Source organism: Fusobacteria bacterium ZRK30, assembly GCA_024628785.1.
GTDB lineage: Bacteria > Fusobacteriota > Fusobacteriia > Fusobacteriales > Fusobacteriaceae > Psychrilyobacter.
On sequence record CP102405.1, the window covers coordinates 1831540 to 1848539 of the forward strand.

Annotated in this window: 18 protein-coding genes and 2 riboswitches; of the genes, 2 read left to right on the forward strand and 16 right to left on the reverse strand. The window is 32.2% G+C overall.

All coding sequences use genetic code 11. The features are described from left to right. Nucleotides 1–108 precede the first annotated feature (108 nt). A complete protein-coding gene (locus NRK67_13980) occupies nucleotides 109–1164 on the reverse strand; it encodes a low specificity L-threonine aldolase (GenBank protein UUV18385.1) in 1056 nt (351 codons plus the stop codon). Nucleotides 1165–1304: 140 nt separating this feature from the next. Continuing rightward, a riboswitch (glycine riboswitch) is annotated at nucleotides 1305–1402 on the reverse strand. A 2-nt stretch (nucleotides 1403–1404) separates the two neighbouring features. Next, nucleotides 1405–1490: riboswitch (glycine riboswitch) on the reverse strand. Between the two features lie 146 nt (nucleotides 1491–1636). Between NRK67_13980 and NRK67_13985 the strand changes: the two genes are divergently transcribed. After that, a complete protein-coding gene (locus NRK67_13985; protein ID UUV18386.1) occupies nucleotides 1637–2551 on the forward strand; it encodes a cation transporter in 915 nt (304 codons plus the stop codon). 70 nt (nucleotides 2552–2621) lie between these two features. Here the strand turns inward: NRK67_13985 and thrC are convergent, their stop codons facing one another. From thrC to NRK67_14020, 7 genes are all read right to left on the reverse strand, one after another. Further along, a complete protein-coding gene (thrC, locus tag NRK67_13990) occupies nucleotides 2622–4070 on the reverse strand; it encodes a threonine synthase (protein UUV18387.1) in 1449 nt (482 codons plus the stop codon). After that, nucleotides 4057–4995: a homoserine kinase gene (locus tag NRK67_13995; protein UUV18388.1), complete on the reverse strand. Its 939-nt coding sequence runs from the start codon at nucleotides 4993–4995 to the stop codon at nucleotides 4057–4059. The genes thrC and NRK67_13995 overlap by 14 nt, the downstream gene beginning before the upstream one ends. A gap of 8 nt (nucleotides 4996–5003) precedes the next feature. Beyond that, nucleotides 5004–6161, reverse strand: a complete 1158-nt coding sequence (locus NRK67_14000) for an aspartate kinase (protein ID UUV18389.1) — start codon at nucleotides 6159–6161, stop codon at nucleotides 5004–5006. 2 nt (nucleotides 6162–6163) lie between these two features. Continuing rightward, entirely contained in the window at nucleotides 6164–7099 is a 936-nt protein-coding gene (locus NRK67_14005; protein ID UUV18390.1) for a homoserine dehydrogenase, read from the reverse strand. Next, the gene (locus NRK67_14010; protein ID UUV18391.1) at nucleotides 7096–8100 is read right to left on the reverse strand and encodes an aspartate-semialdehyde dehydrogenase; all 1005 of its coding nucleotides are present in this window, start codon (nucleotides 8098–8100) and stop codon (nucleotides 7096–7098) included. The genes NRK67_14005 and NRK67_14010 overlap by 4 nt, the downstream gene beginning before the upstream one ends. A gap of 411 nt (nucleotides 8101–8511) precedes the next feature. After that, nucleotides 8512–9144, reverse strand: a complete 633-nt coding sequence (locus tag NRK67_14015) for a cyclase family protein (GenBank protein ID UUV18392.1) — start codon at nucleotides 9142–9144, stop codon at nucleotides 8512–8514. Between the two features lie 189 nt (nucleotides 9145–9333). Next, entirely contained in the window at nucleotides 9334–10155 is an 822-nt protein-coding gene (locus NRK67_14020; protein ID UUV18393.1) for a MerR family transcriptional regulator, read from the reverse strand. Nucleotides 10156–10230: 75 nt separating this feature from the next. On the opposite strand from NRK67_14020, the gene NRK67_14025 reads away from it, so the two are divergent. Beyond that, nucleotides 10231–11583 carry an MATE family efflux transporter gene (locus tag NRK67_14025; protein UUV18394.1) on the forward strand — a complete coding sequence of 451 codons (1353 nt, stop codon included), beginning with the start codon at nucleotides 10231–10233 and terminating at the stop codon, nucleotides 11581–11583. A 51-nt stretch (nucleotides 11584–11634) separates the two neighbouring features. Here NRK67_14025 and NRK67_14030 read toward each other — a convergent pair whose 3' ends face one another. From NRK67_14030 to NRK67_14065, 8 genes are all read right to left on the reverse strand, one after another. After that, nucleotides 11635–12312: a DUF554 domain-containing protein gene (locus tag NRK67_14030; GenBank protein UUV18395.1), complete on the reverse strand. Its 678-nt coding sequence runs from the start codon at nucleotides 12310–12312 to the stop codon at nucleotides 11635–11637. A gap of 75 nt (nucleotides 12313–12387) precedes the next feature. Further along, nucleotides 12388–13188, reverse strand: coding sequence for a MerR family transcriptional regulator (locus tag NRK67_14035; protein ID UUV18396.1), 801 nt, complete (start codon nucleotides 13186–13188; stop codon nucleotides 12388–12390). A 163-nt stretch (nucleotides 13189–13351) separates the two neighbouring features. After that, entirely contained in the window at nucleotides 13352–13606 is a 255-nt protein-coding gene (locus NRK67_14040; GenBank protein UUV18397.1) for a hypothetical protein, read from the reverse strand. A 164-nt stretch (nucleotides 13607–13770) separates the two neighbouring features. Continuing rightward, on the reverse strand, nucleotides 13771–15342 hold the full coding sequence (locus NRK67_14045) for an FUSC family protein (protein ID UUV18398.1): 1572 nt from the start codon (nucleotides 15340–15342) through the stop codon (nucleotides 13771–13773). Nucleotides 15343–15499: 157 nt separating this feature from the next. After that, nucleotides 15500–16228: an IS30 family transposase gene (locus NRK67_14050; GenBank protein UUV18399.1), complete on the reverse strand. Its 729-nt coding sequence runs from the start codon at nucleotides 16226–16228 to the stop codon at nucleotides 15500–15502. Then, nucleotides 16164–16460, reverse strand: coding sequence for a helix-turn-helix domain-containing protein (locus tag NRK67_14055; GenBank protein ID UUV18400.1), 297 nt, complete (start codon nucleotides 16458–16460; stop codon nucleotides 16164–16166). The genes NRK67_14050 and NRK67_14055 overlap by 65 nt, the downstream gene beginning before the upstream one ends. Nucleotides 16461–16544: 84 nt before the next feature. Then, nucleotides 16545–16691, reverse strand: a complete 147-nt coding sequence (locus NRK67_14060; protein UUV18401.1) for a hypothetical protein — start codon at nucleotides 16689–16691, stop codon at nucleotides 16545–16547. Nucleotides 16692–16768: 77 nt separating this feature from the next. Continuing rightward, nucleotides 16769–16927 carry a hypothetical protein gene (locus NRK67_14065; GenBank protein ID UUV18402.1) on the reverse strand — a complete coding sequence of 53 codons (159 nt, stop codon included), beginning with the start codon at nucleotides 16925–16927 and terminating at the stop codon, nucleotides 16769–16771. Nucleotides 16928–17000 lie beyond the last annotated feature (73 nt).

Genomic DNA, 17000 nt, shown 5'->3' on the forward strand with positions numbered 1-17000 from the left:
CTCTTATTGCATATCTCTTTATATCTTATTATATATATACTAAAATTCCTGCAAAATCCTTTTTTTGAAAATATAATAGATAAACTTCTAAAACTCTTTCCAAAGTTGTTAAGCGGCTTTTTTTATTTTTCCCAGAACACACCTTATCTGTTCTGCAAAATCCATTACATCTTCCTCGGTTATATCAAAAGATGTTACCCATCTTACCTCTGAGCGTACTGAATCCCAGACATAAAAAAAATATTTTTCCTGCAGAACCGTGATTATTTCTTCTGGAAGGATAGCATATACAGTATTGGCTTCAACTTTATTTGTCAGCTCAACTCCAGGGATATCCGATACACTCTCAGCCAAGAGTTTTGCCATACTATTGGACTGTCTTGCATTTTTTAATCCCAGTCCATCTTCTAAAAGTGCTGTAAACTGTGCACTTATATAACGCATCTTAGAATTCAACTGTGTACATTGTTTTTTTCGATAAGTAAAGTTTTCAGCCAGCTCTGTATTAAAAAATACCACAGCTTCTCCAAACATCATCCCATTTTTTGTACCCCCAAATGACAATACATCCACTCCAAGATCCTTTGTCATCTCCTTAAATCCAATCCCCAGACTCTCAGCTGCATTAAATATCCTTGCTCCGTCTATGTGAAGAAGCATTCCATTTTCATGGGCAAAATCTGCTATTTTTTCTATCTCTTTTAGGGTATAGACACTCCCTACCTCTGTAGGCTGGGTTATAGAGATAACCCTCGGCTGGGAATGATGGATACTCCCTTTGGAAATTTCCAGGTAGTCCCTTACTCTTTCTACTTTCAATTTACCTCCTACATCGGAAGCTTTTATCCCTATCATTGGACATCCTGTAAATTTTGTAGGAGCTCCTACTTCATATGTATTTATGTGTGCCTGCTCCGGACATATTACAGACTGAAATGATTCGGTCATAGCATCTAAAGCCACCGTGTTGGCTCCGGTACCATTATATAAAAAATCAACATAGATCTCCTGACCAAATATCTGTTCAAATTTATCTATGGCTTTTTTAGTGTGCTTGTCTTCCCCATATGCTTTTGCGTGACCTAGGTTACATTCCATAAGAGCCTCCATTATTTTCGGATGTACTCCGCTGTAATTGTCACTTGCAAAACTTTTTTTCTCCATTACTTTCCTCCTGTGATTCATAATAAATTTTTAAGCAAAAATAAAAGAGGTTATGACTGCAGTCTGCAGCATAACCTCTGAAGTGGAAATAATCCATAAGAATTTTTTAGAAGGCAAATAAAACATATGCATGCATATGTTTTCCTTCCTCTGTCCTTTTTACCTGAGAGTTTTGTCCAGTCTATAGACCAGTTTTGCTCCTTCGGTGCCCATTTTGGGTCTCTCCAGAGGCTCGTCCAGTAAGGGTCCATATCTGCCTTTGCAGAAACCTGAAAGTTTTACTTCTTCGGTGGCTTATATTATAAGCTCTCTCCCCATACCTTCGTCCGATTTTATTTTTAGTTAGGATTATAACAATTTTTTTTAATTATGTCAATTCCCTTACAAATTTAAATTTAGATACAAAATTATAACCACTATATTGACACCGTAATAACTATATGGTTTACTCTATACTGAAGGAGTGATAATTATGAACGTTTTAGAAATAGAAAAAATATCCCTCAAACAGGGAAGAAGATTAAATGTTGTTATGGGTATAATGGGTGTTACCTTTGCTATCCTGTCTCAATCAAGTGCCCTTATGGTAGACGGCTTATATTCTATGGTGAATTTTGTTTCCTCTATGATAGCTGCAGGTGTTTCAGCAAAAGTTGCCATGGATGCCGATGAGGAGATGCCCTTTGGATATGACTTTTATGAAGCCCTCTATATAACTTTTAGAGCTCTCGTACTTTTGGGTATCATGTTATTTTCATTTTTAGGTGCAGTATCTAAGATAATCACCTATATAACAGGGGGCCCTATAGCAGAGATAAAGCCTGGATTTATCCTGATCTACACCGTGATAAATGTAATTCTCTGTTTCACTCTGGCAGGAATTCATAAGAGAAATTACAGTAAAACCGGAAATAAAAGTGAGATATTAAAAGCGGAACAATCTGCAGCAGTGGTTGATGGTATGATAAGTTTAGGAGCCGGTGGAGCTCTTATGGCATTGGCTTTTTTAAAGGGAACTGCCTTAGATTTTTTAGTTCCCATTGCTGATTCCATAGTTGTTTTAGTTTTGGTTACCTGGATGATAAAGGAGCCTTTGGGACTTTTCAAAAGAAGTCTCCAGGAACTTTTAGGTAAATCATTGGGGAAAAAATTAGAAAAAGAGATCATGATTCTTTTAAAATTAGCTGTTAATTTTGAAAAATATCATTTTATCGATCTCAAAATCTTAAAAGTAGGACGACATTACCATGCTCTTACACTGTTAAAACCTTTGGAAGCTGTTACAGCAGCAGAGATGGATGCAATCAGAACTAAGGTTCAGAAAAATCTTGGGAAGATAGATACAGTTAGGAGTGAAGTTATATTTACAGAAAAAAAATGGTATTAAAAGATAAGCGTTAATTTCAAACCAAAAAAGGGACACTGAGTGTCCCTTTTTCAGTTTGACAAATATATGTTTATAACTTTTTCAAAATATCCTTGAGTTTGTCTTTATCAACTACTTTAGTATGCAATATTTTGAGTGATTTCAATTTTTTTATCTTCAATGGAACACCTTCTTTAGATAATTTTTCCAATGCCTCAATATTTTCAAATTCATTATTTTTTTCTAGATCAAATGCTTTTAAAATACTAGAAGAAAATTTATAAATATTGGCAGTGGAAAGAACAACTGTTTTACGTAATTTATTTTTTAAGGCTCCATTCATGGCAACTGAAGTATGGGGATCAATCATATAATTATTCTTATCAAATGTATTATAGATAGTTTCTAAACATTCCTCTTCGCTGCTATAGTCAGGAACTATGGTCTCCTGGATCTTTTTTAGAGATACTGCATCTAACTCTAATACTCCATTTTCTTCAAATTTATTATATATTTCATTTAAAACCTTACCGTCTTCTAAAGTATGATATAGAAGTCTTTCTAAATTTGAAGAGACTAAAATGTCCATGGAGGGACTCATAGTTTTAAAAAACTCCCTCTCCTTATTATAAATTCCAGTTTTTAAAAAATCGTATAATACATTATTTTTATTGGAGGCACAGATCAATTTCCCCACAGGAAGTCCCATTTGTTTGGCATAATATCCGGCCAATATATCCCCAAAATTCCCAGTAGGAACGGAAAAATCTATCGTTTCTCCCAGAGTAATCTCATCATCTCTGAGTAATTGAAGGTAGGCCTTAAAATAATATATTATCTGTGGGAGGAGTCTGCCTAAATTAATTGAGTTAGCTGAAGAAAGTTTAAATTTAGCTAGAGATCTATTTAACTCATCATCTAAAAAAATATTTTTAACAGCAGTCTGACAGTCATCAAAATTCCCATTAACCCCAACTACCTCTACATTTTTACCTGCAGATGTCTGCATCTGAAGTCTCTGTACATCACTGACACCATCAACTGGATAAAATACAACTACTTTTATACCATCTAAATCTTTAAAGCCTTCTAGTGCAGCTTTTCCTGTGTCTCCAGATGTAGCGACTAAGATAAGGCTGTCTTTTTCGGCATTATTTTTCTTTCTTGCATAGGTAAAAAGACGAGGCATAATTTGAAGAGCCATATCTTTAAATGCCAGAGTCGGCCCATACCAAAGTTCCAATACATAGACTCCATCTTTTAGTTTTACTACTGGAGTTTTTTCCGGATGGGAAAACGTTTCATCATAGACTCCTATACACTCCTTCAGCTCTTCCTCACTGTAGTCCATAAGATATCTTTTAAGTATACTTAAAGCTATCTCCTTATAGTCGCTCCCCTTCATTTTTTCGATCTCTTCCAAAGAAACCTTTGGAAATTCTTTAGGAACAAATAGACCACGATCACTACAGATCCCTTTTTCAATGGCCTGGGAAGCTGTAAATTCTTCAGCATTCCCCCGAGTACTAATATATTTCATCCATTTCCTCCTCAAGTAAGATTAAAAGTTCTTTATAAGTCTTTACTTCCATATTTTTCCCTCTGTTATCCTCTACATACGATTTATTTATCCTTAAAAAAATAAAGGTAAGAGCCATCTTTAAGACCATTTTTCTTAGTATTTTTTTCTCTTCAGGTAATAGTTTTCGCTCACATTCATATGAATATAAAAATATTTTTATAAGGTTCTTTTCTTTATCTTTAGGAAATTCTTTAATTTTAATCCAAAAATTTATCACAATAGCTAAATCTATAATAAGCGGAGCATTCATACAGTCATTGAAATCAATCAATGAAAGTTTTTCTCCCATGAATACATTATCCGGGAATATATCATTGTGAACTATTCCCTTTGGAAGTCTTGAAAAATCAACTTCTTTTACCTCTTTATACCTTCCCATGATCAAATCATAGTCACCTTTTAAAACAAATTTTAGATCTATCTTTGAGATCTTCTCATAAAAAAAATCTAAATCTATTTTTCTTTTTCTTTCAATAGATCTGCCCTTAGACAGATTATGCAGTTTTCCAAGGGTAGATCCAATTTTTTCTAAAACATCTTCATCGACCTCTTTTACTTTATTGCCGTGGATAAAATCAAATAGACACCCCATTTTTTCCTGGATAAACATATGATTTTCCCCTGAATTATTTACAAATACCTGGGGACATGAAACGTCATTTTCATTTAAGAAGTTTAAAAAATCCAATTCTTTTAACTCCTCTCCTATATTTCGCTTTCCCTCTAAGAGTCTGAATACATATTTTTTATCCCTGTCTTTAATCAAGTAATTTGTATTTAATATCCCTTCTGAAATTTCGATAAAATCAGCATTTTCTCCCAAGTTGTAAAGAGCTCTTATATCTTTTTTATGTTCATTGGTTAAGTTAGTATATACAGCCATAAGGTCTCCTATTCAAATAATTCACGATGAAAAATAGCATTAGCATTATTTAATTTATTTTGAGATATCACATAGGATACACTCGTTTGATTAGAAGTTATTGAATCGATATTTATCTCGTTTAAATTTAAGATCTTAGCTAATTTTCTAGGGATATTATTAGATGCAATCCCCAATCCAATTACAGAGATCATACCTAGATCATCATTTAGTTCCAGAGAATAGCCACCTTTTTTTAAGACCTTGTAAAATCTCAGAGCATCTTCTTTTTCAGTTAAAATTGAAAATTTAGAATTGCTCAACTGCTGAAATAATTTTACATTGATATTATTTTCTTCCAAACGATCTACAAGTTCATCCATATTTTTTAAATTTATTTTTAGATTTGCCAAATTATTTATATTTGAGATTCCTCTCACAACTGAATTTTCCATAGTTTTCTCCTTTTTAATCCAAGTTCCTTCTTCCCATGTAAAGGCTGAACGCAGATGGATAGGGATCTCATATTTAGAAGCCAATTCCACACTCCTGCAATGTAAAACTTTAGATCCCTTATCCGCCATTTCAATCATTTCATCAAAAGAAATATTTTTAATTTTTTTAGCATCCTTTATAATTCTGGGATCTGAGGTATATACACCATCTACATCTGTGTAGATCTCAACCTTATGAGCATTAATAGCTGCTCCAATGGCTACAGCACTAGTGTCGCTTCCTCCCCTTCCCAGAGTAGTTATATTTCCTTCATCATCTACCCCTTGGAACCCAGTCACAATCACAACATAATCATCGTTTAAATTTTCTAGAATCTTTTCAGAAGAAATGTCTAAAATCTTGGCATTATTGTGTTCGCCGTTTGTTTTTAACTGTAACTGTGAGGCGTTAAATGAAACAGCTTTCTCTCCTAATTCCTCTATTCCCATGGCAAGTAATGCGGCTGAAATTTGTTCTCCCACCGAAAGTAACATATCCAGCTCCCTTCCCCTTGGATTAGTGTTCATCTCCTTAGCTTCATTTATAAGGGAATCGGTCATCCCACCAGGGGCTGATACAATAATTACCATCTTATTCCCTTCATGTTTATTTTTTATTATCCATTTGGCTACCTCACGCAGTCTCTCACTGCCCTTCAGGCTTGTTCCACCAAATTTCTGAACGACTATCATATCTATCCTCCCAATTTGATCTTATAGATATCTGAAATTACTGCTGCAGCTGTGGCATCTCCACCGGCACCTTCACCATAAAAGATCGTTTTCCCAGTATAATTCCCATCTAATTCCACAGCATTATAAACTCCATTTACACTATATAACAGTTCATCTTTTTTTATAGCTACAGGAGCCACATTTATATTTAATTCTTTCCCGTCAAAATTGGCTTCTCCTAGTAATTTATACCTTAATCCCTGGGATTTAGCTACTTCAATATCATCTTTAGTCAGTTCATCTATTCCAACAATAGAAATTTTAGAAAATTCTTTTAACTCTCCCCAGGCCAGATGAGCTAAGATACTGATCTTGTGGGCTGTATCAATTCCTTTTACATCAAATGTCGGATCAGCCTCAGCATATCCTTTGAGCTGGGCATCTTCTAAAGCTTTTGAATAAGACAAACCCTCTTCCATCTTTGTCAAAATATAGTTACATGTACCATTTAGAATCCCACGAATATTTTTAAAATTATTTACAAACAGATTTTCTTTTATCGGTGAAATAACCGGTATTCCTCCTCCTACAGAAGCTTCATATTGGAGTTTCACCTGATTTTTTTCAGCCAGTGAAAATAATTCCTTTCCATGGAGAGCCAGAAGATGTTTATTTGCAGTAACCAAATTTTTTTTTGAATTCAGAGTGCTTTTAGAAATTTCATATGCTGCTCCTACTCCTCCGATTAATTCTACCACTGTGTCTATTCTAGAATCATTGAGAATTTCTTTATAATCATCTGTAAAATCATATCCCATAAGATTACTGATTTGAATATCACAAACTTTTAGGATCTCTATATCCCCAATCTCTTTATTTCTCCTGTTTTTTTCCTCTGATAATATCTTTACAACATTCATTCCAACTGTCCCAAGACCAATAACTCCTATTTTCATAAATTTCTCCCCTTATTTTCAGCAATTAATAATTCCGCAATTTGAACTGTATTGGTCGCCGCTCCCTTCCTTATATTGTCGGCTACTACCCATAAGTTTATACCATTTTCAACACTCTCATCTCTCCGAACCCTTCCTACAAAAACCTCATCTTTTCCCTTTGCATTGATTGCCATAGGGTAGATATTTTTCTCTATATCATCTTCTAAAATTAATCCTTTTACACCAGCCAGATCTCTCTTTATTTGTTTTATGTTAAATTCTTTTTCAAATTCAATATTCATAGATACACTGTGGGAATGCAGCACAGGTACTCTGACACAAGTAGCCGTCACCCTGACATCTTTAGTCAGTATTTTTTTGGTTTCATCTATCATTTTTTGTTCCTCTTTTGTATTGCCGTTTTCTAAAAATACATCTATATGAGGCAGACAGTTGCCGGCTATTGGATAGGGATAATTGTCAGGAGCCTTTCCCTTTAATCCATCTTCTAAATCTTTAATCCCTGCAAATCCAGAACCGGATACTGCCTGATAGGTGGAATATACAATTCTTTTAATCTTATATTTTTCCTCTAAAACTTTTAAAGGTACTACTGACTGTATAGTTGAACAGTTAGGATTTGCTATAATTCCACTATGATTCCATACCTCCTCTGGATTAACTTCAGGAACAATCAGCGGAACCCCGTCTACCATCCTAAAAGCACTACTGTTATCTATCACTACTACACCTTTTGAGGCTGCTATTGGTGAAAACTTTTTTGAGATCTTCCCTCCTGCTGAAAAAAGTGCAACATCAATATCCTTATCGAAAGAATTTTCATTCAATTCCTCAACAACTATATCTTTCCCTCTATATTTTATTATTTTTCCTGCACTTCTAGATGATGCCATTAAGTATAAATTTTTAATGGGAAACTTTCTCTCCTTCAATACCTGTAAAAATGTCTGCCCCACCAATCCAGTAGCTCCTGCAATTGCGATATTATATTTTTTCATGGTCACTCCTCCAAATTTTAACAAAAAGCAACATAACGTTGCACCCAATTAATCATAGTCAAAATTTTTATAAATTTAAATCCATTGATTAATTTCATGATTTCTAGATAAATAAAAAAGTCTATTTAGACAAAAATTCTAAATAGACTTATAAAAACCCTATATTAGAAGCATCTCTTGTTGGAATAACTAAAAGAGGTTTGCTTCTGTTTTTCGAAAGCAAACTTAGGTCAGGGTTATTATGGTTGTTATCATATTTTTAATAAACATAGTTTTTCTCCTCTGTTGTACATTTTTTTAATCTTGTGTCCACCCCTTGTGGATTTAGAATATAATATACAAATTACTAAAAAAAGTCAAATTAATTTTTTTTCATTTTTGTATTACAGTTAATATTTTATGATCTCTAATTTAGATTATCCTTACAAATGCTCTTACTGGAGACCCATCTAAACCTTTTATTTTTAGAGGAGTAATATATAACTCAAAATTTTTATTGATGAGATATTTTAAATTTTTTAGATTTTCTATAATTATCAAATCCTTTTTTAACAGGATATGATGGATATCAAAAGTTTTACTTTCCATCGCATCTATAGATACGGCATCTATGCCTATACCTTTTAAATCAAACCCCACAATATATTTAGCTGCTTCTATAGTAAGAGATGGAAATCCATTAAAATATTCTTTCCTCCCCCAAAATTCATCCCAACCAGAATAAAATAACACAAAAGAAGCTTCTTTTATTTGAGTTTCAAATTTCTTTAGATAATTTAAATCTATTAAATCATCTGACTCCAAAGGAATTACAATTCCCCTTCCTATAAATTTTTCAACAGAAAAATCACTCAATGAATTTCCATCCTCTATCATATGGACAGGAGCATCTATATGAGTTCCAGTATGAGAATACATAGTCAATAATTTCTCGGCAAATCCATCTTTTTTTATTGTATTTTTTTGAATAATTTTAGGTGGTTCTGTCCCTGGAAAAACAGGCATTTTTTCATCTATAATATGTGTTAAATCTATTATTTTCATCCTTTCTCCCCCTTATAAATTTTAATAAGTTTATTTGTTATGCCTATAAAAATTTATTATTTGAATATATCTTTTAAGTATACCTCATCTTCTTCTTTTTTCAAAAAAACTAATAAGAGTTATCTCTGTTTTCTCCCTAAAAGGAGAACAAAAAAAAAATCCCTATTTTATCCGGGATCTCTTTTTGTTCTATTTCTTACGGTATTTAACAGGAAAAGTTATCTGAGTGATCGAACCCTCTCCCTTCCCTAAATGAACTATAACTTCATTGAAAATCTCTATAGAGTCTCCAACAACCTCATACCCATTTTCTTCTACATATTTGAGTAGTTTTTCATAACTTATCTCTATGGTGTCCCATGTATCTTTATGCATTATAGAAGCAAACCAGCCTCCCTCTATTTTTAGGCTATTTTTGTGATTACAGAAAGTGGGAGTAAAAAAACCAATAGTTTTTACTTCCATTGTATTTCCTAAAACAATTTCCTCCTTTGATATTCTCACAAAATAATCATCTCCTTCTATATTCAGCTCCTCCCTTATATCCATTAAATCGGAAAATGTTTTATCATATTTTAAATAATCACAAGGTTTTTCTATTTGGATAGCAATGGCTTCCATCGATTCAAAGTATATCATCTGGGGTTCGATATCATCCTTTTTCATCATATTTTTTATTTCAGATATTTTTCTATCTATTTTGACCTTAGATTCAATCATTCTTTTTATTTTTAGATCCACCAGCCTTTTCTTCTCCTCTAAATAGTCCAGACTTTCCTCAGGAGAGCGACTTTTAGTATATTCTCCTATCTCCTTTAGTGAAAATCCAGCCTCCTTCAGTGTAAGTATAAACCTCAAATTAGAAAATTGTTCCTCTCCATAGTACCTATAAGAGGTTTCACTGTCTACAAATCTAGGTTTAAATAGCCCTATATTATCATAATAGATAAGGGTCTGACGAGAAATCTTAAAAAAACTGGCTATATCATTTATCTTATATTTTTTTTTCATAAAACCTCCTAAATACTCTTGACTATATAGTATAATATATAGTTTATAATGTATAGAGAAACAAGGAGGTTAGTTATGAAAAATTTAAGCCTGGAAAACGGGTGTGTAAAAAAAGTATTTTTTAAGTTCGCAATCCCTAGTATAGCAGGGTTATTGATTGTATCTATACAGATAATGATAGATGGAATGTTTATAGGAAATATCGTCGGACCCAGAGGTCTTGCAGCGGTTAATTTAGCTATGCCCTATATGAACACAATTATGAGTATCGTCATGATGATCTCAGCTGGTGGGGCAGTATTAGCTTCTATCTCTTTAGGGAAAAATCAAAAACAAAGAGCGGGAGAGATTGCTACCTTTACTCTGGTATCATATTTAATAATAGTCGGTGTAATCTCCATAGGAAGTCTGCTTTTTTTAGATAAAATAATATTATTTTTAGGAGCAGACGCAGGGTTATTACCCCTAGTAAAAGCTTATATGAAGCCCTTATTATTATTGTGTATAGCTTTGAATCTTCCTATCTATACAGAAACATTTGCTAGAGTTGGAGAAAAACCAAACTCTGTTTTTTTAAGTGGTTTTGTATGCTGTCTGAGTAATATAATCATGGATTACCTGTTTATTGTAAAATTTGGTTGGGGAATATCTGGAGCAGCTTATGCCACAGCAATAGCAAACCTCTTAGGTGGATTAACACTATTTGGTTATTTTTTCAACGGAAGATCACAAATACAATTTTATAAGGTTAAGCAAGACTTTAAATTATTAAAAAATATACTCTATAACGGAAGTTCTGAGATGTTGACAGTGGTTTCTACATCAATAGCAGCTTTTTTATTTAATAGAATAATTATGAAGGAAATAGGAGAAATAGGGATTTCAGCCCTTACAATAGTATTTTATGTAAATACCATTGTTAACATCTCCCTCTATGGCCTGGCTCAGGCATTACAACCTATAATTTCATATAATTTAGGAGCAAAAAGAATACAGAAGATATATGATGTATTAAAAGTTTCCCTCATAACTGGTGGATCTATAGGGGTCACATTCTTTGTTCTAATGAAGTTTTATAGTGCTCCCCTAGTAAATATGTTTACTGATGGAAATGCTTCATTGACTACTTTAACAAACGAAGCTATTGCTTACTTTGTTTTTGCTTATATATTTTCTTTTATAAATATAATATCCAGTTCATTTCATACAGCTATAGAAAAACCGTTGGAATCTGCAAGTATAGCATGTCTCAGATCCCTTATTTTTGTTGGAATATTCCTTTTTACCCTTCCCTCTATATTTGGAGCCAAGGGGATATGGATGGCTATTCCTATGGCAGAAATTACCTGCCTGATTATAAGCACCTTTATGATGATGAAATCTTTTAGAAAAATCGAAAATAATATGCAACTCGCTGTAATAAATTAACTAAAAAATGCTGCTTGCTCCCTAATGGAAGTAAAAGCAGCATTTTTTTATCTAAATAATTCCAAAAACTTTTGCTATAAATGGAATTAAAAGAGCAGGAAGAAAGTTTAAAATTTTTATTTTAGCCATCCCCAGAATATTTATTCCCGTTCCTAAAATAAAGATCCCTCCCAATATAGTCAGCTGATTTAAGAGCTCTGGAGTTACTATATCCTGCATTGCACTAGCTCCAAGATATATACTTCCCTGCCAGAGAAAAAGTATAATCCCTACCAGGGCTATGGATATTCCATAATTTATTGAAAGAATTATAGAAGTTATTCCATCCAGCACAGCATTGGCATAAAGCATGGTATTATCTCCTCTTATGGCACTCTCTATAGGCCCTACTATAGACAATGCTCCGACACAAAACAATATAACTCCGATAACTATCCCCTGTACCGGGTTCTGAGTCCCTTCATATTTTTTACTTATAAGATCTATTTTTTTATCCAAATTGATCCATTCTCCCAATACAGCTCCTATTCCTATACTGAGTATGAATACCAATGGATTGTCTATAAGGGTCATTCCCTTTGAAATATTAGATATCCCTATGGCCATTGCGACAAAACCCATTCCCTGTATGGTTCTCTCTTTGTATCGTTCTTCAATTCCCTTATTAAGGAAACTTCCTATTGTTGCTCCTGCTACTATAGTAGCCGTATTTACTATTGTTCCCAGCATTTTTCTTCCTCCCATTTAGATACTTTATATAATTTGAAGTATACAGTCTCCACCTGGTAGAGAGTCAATGCTAAATTATTTTTTCTTTATCTCTATCCTCCTGATATATTCCTTTTCAGCAGGAGATATAGAAGTACTTACCAGAGCTATCTCATAGAATAACCCCTCTGTTTCTAGGTTATTATCTTTTATATATCTTTCTAAAATTTTATAATATTTAGGAGAATCATCTCTTTTCCCTTTAAAATATATGGTCAAATATTCCCCTTCCGGCTTTATAGAAACATTTGAAAGGTTTTTAAAATCTTTATTGATTAAATAAACACCTGTATATTTATTATAATCAGAATACTCTTCCATCAAAAGACCTACATTTCCCAAGGTCAATGAATGGGAAAAATCTGTTTTTTCCCCTAACGCCCTCACTAAAAGCTCCAAATCACATTCTTTGTAGAACTCTTTATCTATGGTAAATATTTTCTCCGGCTCCATATGTTGAACCAATACCTTTTCAAAGTCAGGAATATTTTTTACCTCTTCTATATAACAGAGTCTCTCCTCCACACTTTTTTTAGCACACTCTAGCTCCTTTATTGTCCTTTCTAACTCTTCTTTCTGTTCTAAAAAAATTGTTTTTAGGAGGGAAATCTCTCCATTTTCTGTATATTCCCTTATTCTATCCAGGGGAATCTTGCTGTATCTTAAATTTAAAATATTATTTAACAGTTCAAATTGATCTGAAAAATAATATCGATATCCTGTATCTTTATCTATATATCCAGCTTTAAATATCCCTTTATTATGGTAGTGCCTCAATGTGGTTATAGGTATATTAAAAAGTTTACTGACCTCTCCTATACTGTATTTTATTTTCATCTCCTCCTCTGTCTTTTGAATAAACATTATCTTAGTAATTAAATGATACTATAGATCCAATTAATAATTCAATCTTTCCCCAAAAAATATTATATATAAAAAAGAGCCACTTTATTAAACTGACTCTTTCAAATATTTTTATTCCTCATATTAAATTTATAACTTAACTACTAATAGGCATTGGTTCAAACCAGTTTTCTACCGGTTCATTTCTAGAATAAAACATTGCAGGAATTATTCTTGCTGGAAACCTTCCATATATCTGCTCATTTTTATTCCAATAAATATACGATTGTAATTGTATTTTTTCCAAAGATTTTATTACATGGAAGTCACTGGTATCATCTACTACTAAGTAAAAATCTTCATTTTTATCTACCACTATCCCTTCTTCAAAAAAGTTTTCTGTATATCTCATTACAATCACCTCACTATTATTTGATGACGTACTCTGCTGTTAATATAACTATACCTTTTTTTACCTATAAATCCTTTTTGTTTTTTTCCTCTATATTCTTTCTGCTTCTTTGATTTAATATTCTATATACTTCTTAAACAAAATTTTAATAAAAAAAAGAAGAGTTACCTCCCCTGATTTTTCCAAAAATAATTTCTGTTGTCAAAATTTTCCATATAATGTTTCATCAATTCTAAAATTTCTATTATCATTGTATCATCTATAGGACTTTCGAGTAAATTTTCAATTTTATCCTTGTATTTTAATATTTCTTGTGAATTTTCCATCCTTATAGAAACTATAGAACTTTTTACAAAATCACTTATCAAGATCAAAACTTCTACATATTTTACATCTATATCATTACTTCTTATCCTGGAGTACATTAATTTTAATTTATCCATAAATACAAGACTGTCTTTAAGTATCACCTTACTATTTTCTTCTCCGGCATTTTCCAGGTCTTTTATAAGGATTTCTCTAAACATATAACCCCTCATAATATATTCATCTAAATGTTTTTTCCCTTTATTACCTAAAAGGTTTATCATTTCATCTAAAAGGACAACATCATTTTCAATCATTCGAATTAATCTTTTCTTTATGGTTACTCTGCTTCTGTCCTTTAATAAAAATTCTACAATGTACACTATTGTTCCTGCCATAATTGTATATAACATCCTGTGCATATAACTATTTTCCGGTGACAGATATGATAAACTCATGAGTACTGCACTAATTGTTGCAAATATTACAACTGCAACATATGAAACTCTCATCAGACAGAAGGATGGATAAAAAGATAGGATTGCTATAATCAATCTCCCTTCAGTACTTGGAACTGCTAAAATTATAATACTTACAGTGAGTAATCCAAATACTGTCCCTAGTATTCTGTCCCAAATTTTCTTTTTAGAATCCTTTCCATAGGGCTGTGCTATAACTACCATAGCAGTCGGCAGCCAGACTGCTTTAACCATTCCAAATTTTTGAAATATAAATATCCCTATTGTAAAAGTTGTCGCAAGCTGTATAGCATGCCTCATCCTGGTTGTATTCAGAGACAAACTCTCTTTCAGATAATATAGTGTCTTACGATTTTTTTTATACTCCCTTTCAGACTCATTTTCTTTTTTAACCAACAAATTTTTACGATTTTTCAAGATAACTTTTGCTGTATTTACAGGAATTCTCAATGTTTTTATATCTATATCTTTATTATTCTTTACATCTTTTAAAAAAATTTCCAGTTCTAGATATTTATCCTGAGTAAAAGGCTCTTTTTTATTCTTTATTCTAAATCTTTCAATGAGCTGATGGAGAGAAAGGACAAATTCAAAACTTTTTTTCCCCTTTTCATCTCCTAAATATGATCCATAGGAAGTTTTATAAAATTCATCTAAAAATTTTTTATAAAATTTTCGTCCCTCTTCTCTTGCCCTTTGAATATTTTTTCCATTTCTGCAGGATTTCACCTCTTCTATGAGGGAATCCAAATAGTCTTCCACCGCCTGTTCCATCCTATCATTGGGATTATTTCTACAGAATATTCGAATATATAGATAACCTACTAAAATCCCTATTAAAACCCCGAGTAAACTTTTTAGATAATCATTTGGTTCCTTATTAAAAAATGAATAGATATAGATATACATAGCCGGGACATGGGCTAGAAATCCCCCCAGGTACTCCTCCAATGAGAAAAAAGCTGTAACCCCTACAAATATAAAAGTACATGCTACCAGAGCTGTGGTACTTTCCTTAGCAATATATGGTATGAGTACAGCCAGACTAAAAATTATCCATAGATTTATAGTTCTGATGGTTATTCTTTTTTTATCTTACGTTGTCAAATTAAATGCAACACTTTTCAATTTCACCCCAAAATACTTCTTTTGGGGTTTTCCAATTTAAACACTTCCTTGGTCTATTATTAATTTTGTTTACCGCTTTATAAAATTCACATCTCTTTATCTTACTAAAAATAGTCCCTTTAGGGAAAGTTCTCCTTAATAAACCGTTTGTATTCTCATTTGTTCCTCTCTCCCATGAGTGATAAGGGTTAGCAAAATAAGCTTTAATACCTAATGCTTCCTCTAATTCTTTAAATTTAGAGAATTCTTTCCCGTTATCCGATGTAAATGTTTTTATGTATTCTTTAGGTATATATTTAAAATTCTCTATTGTTGCCTCATTAAAAGTATCTGATTTTCTATTAATCATTAGCTCCGCTACAAGATATCTTGATTTCCTATCAACATAAGTCATCATAGCACCTTTTTTTCCTGCGCCAACGATAGTATCGCTTTCAAAATGACCAATCTCACTTCTATCATTCGCTTCTTCAGACCTTTCTTCTATCATCTTTTTATTAGGGATTTTACCCCTTGTTTCTTTCAATCCTCTAGGCTTTTGTTTGCCTTTTCTAGTTAAAAGGTATTTAGTACTCTCCGTAAGAAAATCAAGATATATTGCTCTATAAATTGTTTTAAATGAAATAGAATATTGGTTGTCTAATTTAGCTCTTCCTGATATTTGTTCTGGACTCCAACCTGATTCTAACTTTTCTTGAATATCTACCAAAAGGATCGAATCTCTTAATTTGTGCTTTCTTCCACAAAGTTGTTTTTTTTTTGTATAAAAACTGGGCTTTATTAGGAGTGTACTCACCATCAACTGAATTTCTATTAATTTCTCTATAAATACTAACTCTATTTTTCTTTAATTTAGCTGCAATAAAACTAATTGATTTTTTTTGCGCTAAAAATTTAAATATACTTTCTCTTTCTTCAATGGTAAAATGTTTATGATTCATAAATACTCCTTTAATGTTTGGTCGCACTTACATTATACCAAGGAAATATTTATGAATTTTTTTTGTTGCATTTAATTATACAATTCAAGTATTCAAACCCTTTAAATTAAAAAAATATCCTCCCACTGCTGATACAGCACTTAAAAATGAAGGTATTCCTCCTAAAAGGTAAGAGGCTATCCCATAGGCCGTAACTCCTATAAGTAATATTTTAAATGCCTCCCACAGCATTAATTTTTCATATAATTTTTTTAAAATTTTAATTCCTCCTCTAGCTTTCTACAAAATCTATTTATTATTATAAATCTTTATCCCTTTTGTGTCCATAAAACTTGATAAAGATAAAAAATTAATATCATTAATTTTGAAATATAACTTAAAATCAATAAATTTAATTTCCAATATTCATCGGTAATCCAATGTCCAACTGATTTTAAACTACTAGAAGTAACAGGCTTTCTAGGCACAAAAGAACCTCCTTTCCTGCTAATTTAAGTATAGCATAATAAAAAATTGTATGATATACTTGTGAGAAATATG